The sequence below is a fragment of the Lutibacter sp. HS1-25 genome, from assembly GCF_004121075.1.
Classification (GTDB): Bacteria; Bacteroidota; Bacteroidia; order Flavobacteriales; family Flavobacteriaceae; genus Lutibacter.
Genome location: NZ_RHLN01000039.1, coordinates 1 through 8217, shown reverse-complemented (window position 1 = coordinate 8217; position 8217 = coordinate 1). Strand labels below are relative to the sequence as shown.

Genomic DNA, 8217 nt, shown 5'->3' with positions numbered 1-8217 from the left:
AATTAGATGAACTTGGAAATGCTTCCATAACCGCTGTAGATATCGACAATGGTTCAAATGATGCTTGTGGAATCTTAAGTTTAGAAGCCGATAACAGTTTTGATTGTTCAAATGTAGGAGCTAATACGGTAACTTTGACGGTTACAGATAACAACAACAATGTATCAACAACGACTGCAATTGTTACTGTTGAAGACAATGTACTTCCGCAGGCACTTGCAAAAGACATCACGGTTCAATTAGATGAATTTGGAAATGCTTCCATAACTGCTTCAGATATCGACAATGGTTCAAATGATGCTTGTGGAATCTTAAGTTTAGAAGCCGATAATAGTTTCGATTGTTCAAATGTTGGTCCAAACACAGTAACATTAACAGTGACAGATAATAACAACAATGTATCAACAACTACCGCAGTAATTACAGTTGAAGACAATGTTCTTCCAGTAATAACTTGTGTAGAAAACAGCTCTCGATATATTGATCCATATCAAACCTATTATACGGTAAGCCAAACAGAGTTTAATGCTTCAGCAACCGATGCTTGCGGAATTGCTTCTTTAACTTATGTAGGTGGTTTAACAAGTACTAGTGGAACTTCAATGGATGGTGTTCAGTTAGATTTAGGAGATAATACAATAGTTTGGAAAGCGGTAGATGTAAATGCCAATGAAAGTACTTGTACAACGGTAATTACTGTTCAAAAACGTCCTACTTCAATAACTTATAATGGAGATTTATCAGAACAATATTCTGATAGTGTTGATTTATCGGCTACTTTGGTTGATGATGTTTCAGGAAATGGTATTCAAGGAAAAACAATCATATTTACTATTGGAACACAATCAATTTCAGCAGTTACAAATGCAAATGGAGTTGCTGCTACAAGCTTAATTTTAACACAAAATCCAGCTAATATATATACAGTTAATGCCGAATTTTTGGAAGATGCTAGTTATTTAGCAAGTACTGATGAAAAAGATTTTGATATTAGCCAAGAAGATGCAATAGTTGAATATACAGGACAGACTTTGCAGGCTACTCCAAGTTCAAGTTCATCTGAAACAATGGTTGTCTTAAGTGCAAATATTCAGGATATAACCGTTAGCGATGGTATTAACGATCCTTATGCTGGTGATATTAGAAATGCTAAGGTGAAATTTGTAAATAGAGACAATGGTACTGATATTTCTGGATGGATAAATGTTGTTGATTTAATAAATTCAAATGATAGTAGAACAGGAAATGTAACGTTTAATTGGAATGTAAATATTGGCTCATCAGATGCTGAATCAACCACAGTTGGGATTATTGTCGATAATGGCTATTATATTCGTAACCAGTCTGATGATAATATGGTGATTACTGTATACAAACCTGTAGGTGATTTTATTACAGGAGGAGGATATATTATGCCTGTAAATTCTGAAGGTGTTTACGCATCAACTTCTGGGTTAAAAACAAATTTCGGATTTAATGTAAAATACAATAAAAAAGGAAATAAGTTAAAGGGACATATGAATGTTATCTTTAGAAGGCTAGAAAGTGATGGATTGCACATTTATCAGGTAAAAGGCAATGCAATTCAATCATTAGGAGTTAATATTGAGAATGAAGAAAATAAAACAGCTCAATTTATAACAAAAGCAAATTTAACAGATATAACAGATCCTTTAAATACTATTTCATTGGGTGGAAATCTATTTCTTAAAGTTGAGATGTCAGATAAAGGAGAGCCTGGTAAAAATGATTTGATAGGATTTAATTTAACTAAAAATGGTGAATTATTTTATTCAAGTAACTGGAGCGGTATAAAAACAAATCAAATGTTGCTATCAGGAGGTAATTTGGTTGTGCATAGTGGATTTAATTTAGGTTCAGTTGATGGAGATGGAAGTAATGGTGGAAAATCAGAAGTTGAAACTGAAATTATAACATTGGGTCTTTTTGAAGTTTCTGCTTGGCCAAACCCATCAAAAGATAAATTTAATTTATCAATAAAATCTGTGAATAGTGAAGCTAAAGTTGAAGTTTTTGTATTTGATATATCAGGAAAATTGATGCATTATGCACAAGGAAAAGCAAATGAAAATTATCAATTTGGCGAACAGTTTGCTTCTGGTGTTTATACTTTGAAAGTGGTTCAATCAAGCAATGTTGAATTTAAAAGATTGATTAAAGATTAAAATAAGTTGACTTGGGGTTGATTTTAATAGGGCAGTTCTAATTTAGTTTGGAATGCCCTATTTTTTTTTAAATACGTATTGTAATTTTTTAGGAAATAAATAAACTCATTTTACACTTCATAGAATTTTACAGAAATTCTATGAAGTGTAATACTAAAGATTTTCTTAAAGTTTTAATAAGTTGATTAAAACATAAAATTTTGATTATTTTTGCAACGTTTTCTTCAGGGCAGGGCGTAATTCCCTACCGGCGGTAAAAGTCCGCGACTCCTTGAAAAAGGACTGATTTGGTGAAACTCCAAAACCGACAGTTAAAGTCTGGATGAGAGAAGAAAAAGTCTATCACTTAACTATGTAATTGATGTAAAATCAGTTACATATCTTATTGTCGTATACTTTGCTCAGAAGAATTAATAGTAATATTTTAAAAGAAGCAAAGATGAATAGTTTAAATGATTTTGGAAAAGACAGTATAGAAAGGGTTAATAATGCTGTTGAAAAATTACAACAAGGTTTAGGAATTTTACTAGTAGATGATGAAAATCGAGAAAATGAAGGTGATATTATTTTTTCTGCAGAGAAAATGACGGAAAAAGATATGGCTTTAATGATAAGAGAATGTAGTGGAATTGTATGTGTTTGTTTAACTGAAGAAAAGTGTAAAAGTCTTCAGTTAAAACCAATGGTTACAGATAATACAAGTAAAAATCAAACAGCATTTACCATATCAATTGAGGCAAAAAAAGGAGTAACAACAGGTGTATCTGCAAAAGATAGATTACATACAATTAAAACAGCTATTTCAGAAAATGCAAAACCTGAAGATTTATCACATCCAGGTCATGTTTTTCCTTTATTGGCACAAAAAAATGGTGTTTTTAATAGAAGAGGTCATACTGAAGGAAGCATAGACTTAATGAAAATAGCTGGTTTAGGTGCGTCTGCTGTTTTATGTGAATTAACCAATGTTGATGGAACAATGTCTCGACTTCCTGAAATTTGTGATTTTGCAAACAAACACAATATGACAGTTGTTTCAATTGAAGATATTTTTCAATATAGAATGGCAACTGAAAAAAACAGGGAAAAACTTGAAATGTTAAGCGTTTAAAATTCTTAAATAAAACGCTTAACAAAATTTGTACTTAAATTTTAACAGGTACAAGTTACAATAGCTTATTAACAATTAATGCGACTGTAAAATTGCTGTTTTACAGTCGCATTAATCTTATAAATAACTTACCTATTTTAATAGTGATATTCAAAAACTTAGTAATCAATTCATAATACCAGGTTTTAGAACGCTTAAAACAGGTTGTTTAAATTATAATGTTCTTCTTGATGTTGTAGTTACCATTCTTTTATCAACTTCTTTTGAAACGGGTCTTCTGGTATATTCATTTTTTGATCTAGAATTTGCAGTACTTACTTTTGTATTTAAAGTGTTGCTTTTTCTATTTTGGGTATTTGAAATTGATCTACCAGTTTCTATATAATTTTTATGAAGGTTGCTTGAATTTCTTTTATCTAAATTTTGTTGTTGTGTACTTTTCTCTATCGTTTTACGCTCAGTATTTCTATGTTGAACAGTCGCTGTTTGTCTATTGCTATTTGTTGAAGTTCTATTAAAATTTTCTCGATTATTTTTAGATAAATCGGTTGGTTTTACTTGGTTTCTACTGTTGTTTAAACCGTTATTTTTTCGGTGTTTTGGAATAGAATTGGTAACAATACGTTGTCTGTTTTCATAGTTTTTATGATTGTTGTATTTGTTGTTTTTTTCATGTTTGTTGTAGTTTTTATAATTGCTATAATACTTGTTTTTAGCGTGATCTTTATGGTACGTATATCGTTGTTCTTTATAATGATAACGGTACGGTTTATAACTTACAACGCAATAATCATAATAAGGTCTTATCAAATAGTTATGGTAAGGATGGTATACATAATTTCTGTTATACCTATTTATATAGCCTCTGTAATAAGCATAACTTCCGTAGTTGTTATAATAAATTTGCATACCACCTAAACGAGCTAATCTGCCGTTGTAATAATTGATGTTTATAGATCCAACCTGTGAAATTCGCCCATAATCATCGTAAAATATTGGAACATTTTGTATTTGAATTACTGCGCCAAAGCGATCATATTGTAAGTAAGCGTCGTAATTATAGCCAGCATTAAAACTAATGTTAACTCCATTGTTATAATAGTTAGCGCTAAATGTATTGGACTGATTTAAATAAAAATCAAATTCTCCATTTTGAAAAACAGAAAAAGTAATGCCGCTTTCAACAAAGGTAAAAGCCTCTCCAGGTTTGTGGTTGTTATTAGTTGTTATTGTATTATTAGATGCATAAGTAATACCAAAGCCAACTAATAATAGTGTTACGAAGGTAAGTATTGATTTTTTCATAATTAGATAATTTTAAAGGGTTCGTTTTAAAGTTGTAGCTAGCTTTTACACTTCAAATAAAACAAACAACGTGCCAAAATCAATAGCTGTTTTTAAGTTATTGATATTCAATGTTTTGTTTGATGTACGAGCTAGTATCCGTTATTTTCGAGTAGGAGGGAATCATATTAAAGTATATAATTTCTTTATGAGAGCAAGTATTATTTTGATTTACGGAAACCCGTAAACTCCTAAGAATTAAACAAACTACATTTGGCTTATGAATTGGGGATTTAGCTATTAGCTTGAAAATGACAATCAATATAAAACCTTATAGAAACCTGTAAGGTTTCATTGTTTTGCAAATTTAAATTTTTAAAAGCGAATAATTATAAACCTTTTGTAAATTAGGATATTTAAAATGAAAATATAGCTGTGATAATTGTCATTATAAATTTAGTTGTAAATACTTAATTTTGATCTTGTTAAAAACAAAAAAAAGGAACAAGATAGCTGTGTTTTTGTGTTGATTTAGTTTTTAAAATGATATAAATATATATTTTAGTTCTCTAATATTTATTACTAATTATTAGAGGCTAAAGGTATTAAGAATAAGATTATATGAAAAAGAAAGAAATGTTTGGTGTTACTCATAAAAAAGGGAGTGGATTTTTTATTGTTTTTTTATTTCTAGTTACATTTATATCTAATTCTCAATTTTTATCAATATCAACTTCTGTTTATGATTATTTTGCAGGTTTATCTGCTACCTTAGAAGTAAATCCTACTAGAATTTGTTTAGGTGAATCTATAAATATTACTTTTAAAGGTGAAGGAGGTAATGGAAAGTATACTTTTAAATATACAATAAACGGTAAAGATGAGTCTACAGGTGAAATAACTGGAAACTCCACAACAATTCAATATCAACCTATAACTAATGGAAATGTTGATATAGTTCTAGTTTCAGTTGCAGGAAGCGATGGTGTTTTTCAAAATATTTCTAATGAATCAGAAACTGTAAAAGTTAGTAAGCCAATAATTAACGATTTTACATTTAATGATAATGTATGTTCTGGAACCGCTATTTTATTTACACCAGATGCCACTGGAGATGGTAATTTGACATATAGTTGGGATTTTGGAGATGGAAATAATAGTATTGATCAAAAACCTATTCATACATATACCACACAAGAAGGTTGTGGAGTAAATCAATTTAATGTAACTCTTGAAGTAACAGATACTTATGGTTGTTCTACAAAACGAACTAAAGTAATTTACATTAAACAGAGACCAAAAATTGATTTTATTGATTTAAACCCAGGCAATGCAGGTCAATTTAATAATTGTGGAAATCCCTCATCTGGAGCAGAATATACAGTTAAGGTAGGTAATAATAACTCCTCAACTTGTATTAATTCTTTCAATATAGATTGGGGAGATGGTAATACAGAAAACAATGTAACTTTCCCTTTAACCCATACCTATTCAAGTTATGGGACTTTTAACATGGTAATTACAGGTATTGGTAATAATACTTGTTCTAATTCAGCTACCTACGTTGTAAAAAATGCTACAAATCCATCAGGTGGGATTTCAACTCCAGGTAATACTCAAAACTTATGTGCTCCTACAGCAGGAATCATATTTGAGATTACAGGATGGGGAACTAATACTTCAGATACAACTTATGAAATTGATTTTGGTGATAATAGCGGAACTGTAACATACACTCAGAGTGATTTAGTTAATTCAGTATACTATAACGCAGGGAATCCTTCTAGTTCTTCAAATTTTCCGATAACACCACACTCTTATACGGAATCGAGTTGTCCTGATGAGTACACCGTAAAACTTTGGATTAGTAATGCTTGTAAACCTAATCCTACACCAGCCACGCTTTCAAATATATTAATTATCAAAAGTCCTGAAGCTAAATTTGAAGCACTTGAAAAAGCATGTGTAAATACAGGAGTCGATTTTATCAATACTACCACAGGAGGTTTTGGATGGGATTGCTCTCTAGATGGAACATATACTTGGGATTTTGGGGATGGTTCTCCCATTATAACAAGATATAGTATTCAAAATGAAAATCATATTTTTTCACAACCAGGAGTTTATAATGTAATATTAACAGCTAAAAATACTACTTGTGATTCCACAACTTTCGAAAAGGAAATTTGTATTGAGCCCCCTTTAGTTCCGCTGTTCAGTCTTAGTGAAACCGAAGGATGTATTCCTTTAAATATTACAACAAATAACACAACAGATGAATCTGAAATGTGCAGTCCGCCAACCTATTTATGGGAAGTAGCTTATACTGCGGCTAATTGTGGTACAACTGGAGATTGGAGTTTTACAAATAGTACAGATCAAAATTCAGCTGCTCCAACGTTTCTTTTTAAGGAAGCTGGTATTTACACGTTAAAACTTACGGCAACAAATTCTTGCGGTAGTGTTTCAACATCACAAGATATTGAAGTAAAAAAACCACCCACTGCAGTTATAGATCCGATTGCTGATTTTTGTGGTCCAACCTCAATTTCACCTGTAGGAATTATTGAAAATTGTACTACAGACCTTAGTAATCTAACTTATAACTGGACATTTACGGGAGGAACACCAACAAACTCTAACCAACTCAATCCGGGTAGTATTAATTATTCAACTCCTGGTTTATACACCATTACTTTAGAGGTAACTAATGCTTGTGGAGTTTCAAATACAGCAACAGAAATTTTTGAAATATTCCCAGTTCCAACTATTACAAATACAAATTTGGATCAAACGGTATGTTCAGGTACACCTACTACTGAAGTGATACTCACTTCAAATTATCCAAATACAACTTATTCTTGGACAGCAATTGCATCAGCAGGAATAACAGGGTATATATCTTCTGGGAATTCTGAAATTATTCCAGTTCAAACAATTTTTAATAGCACTAGTGGTTCAGGTACAGTTATTTACACTATCAAACCTAAAATTGATGGTTGTGTTGGTACATCTATAGACTATATTATAACTGTAGATCCAGCTGCAACTATTACCTCTCAGCCAGTATCTAGTGAAGTCTGTTTAGGGGGTGTTGCTAATTTGTTACAAGTTACATATGTAGGTCCTAGTACACCAACCTACCAATGGTATAAAAATAGTGTAGATGCTACTACTGGAGGAACGGCTATCACTGGAGCTAACACAGCTACGTATGACCCGCCAACTGATACAGTAGGGACTATTTATTATTATGTGGTTATTGAATTTGCATCGGGAGGGTGTTCTCAGATAACTTCAAACACAGCGGAAGTTATTGTAGAAGAAGGTATTACTGTTGCTCCGCCACGAACCGTAGAAACCATTTGTAATGGAGGAACAGCAACTGCTATGGAAGTAACGTATTCTGGTGGAACAGGTACCCCTTCTTATCAGTGGTATGTAACAACTACAAATCCAGCTACAGGCGGTATACCTATTTCAGGAGCCACCAATGCAAGTTATACACCACCTGCTTATACTTCCATTGGAGATTATTATTACTATGTTGAAGTTCGTTTGTCAGGAGATGGATGTGGTGCTGTAAATAGTGCTATTTATCAAGTAACTGTTGTTGCAGATCCAGTTATAGATACC

General features: G+C 31.7%; 4 protein-coding genes and 1 riboswitch. Of the genes, 3 read left to right on the top strand and 1 reads right to left on the bottom strand.

The window, feature by feature from the left end; genetic code table 11:
* Together EC396_RS11205 and ribB are read left to right on the top strand one after the other, a co-directional pair.
* A partial coding sequence (locus EC396_RS11205) for a T9SS type A sorting domain-containing protein (RefSeq protein WP_129366782.1) occupies window positions 1-2186 on the top strand: 2186 nt, incomplete at its 5' end.
* 216 nt (window positions 2187-2402) lie between these two features.
* A riboswitch (FMN riboswitch) is annotated at window positions 2403-2524 on the top strand.
* A 101-nt stretch (window positions 2525-2625) separates the two neighbouring features.
* Window positions 2626-3297 (top strand): 3,4-dihydroxy-2-butanone-4-phosphate synthase, encoded by a 672-nt coding sequence (gene ribB, locus EC396_RS11200; protein WP_129366781.1) that lies wholly within the window; start codon window positions 2626-2628, stop codon window positions 3295-3297.
* A 213-nt stretch (window positions 3298-3510) separates the two neighbouring features.
* Here ribB and EC396_RS11195 read toward each other — a convergent pair whose 3' ends face one another.
* A complete protein-coding gene (locus EC396_RS11195; protein WP_129366780.1) occupies window positions 3511-4602 on the bottom strand; it encodes a hypothetical protein in 1092 nt (363 codons plus the stop codon).
* 600 nt (window positions 4603-5202) lie between these two features.
* On the opposite strand from EC396_RS11195, the gene EC396_RS11190 reads away from it, so the two are divergent.
* Window positions 5203-8217 (top strand): PKD domain-containing protein (locus tag EC396_RS11190; RefSeq protein ID WP_129366779.1); only part of this gene is annotated, 3015 nt, incomplete at its 3' end.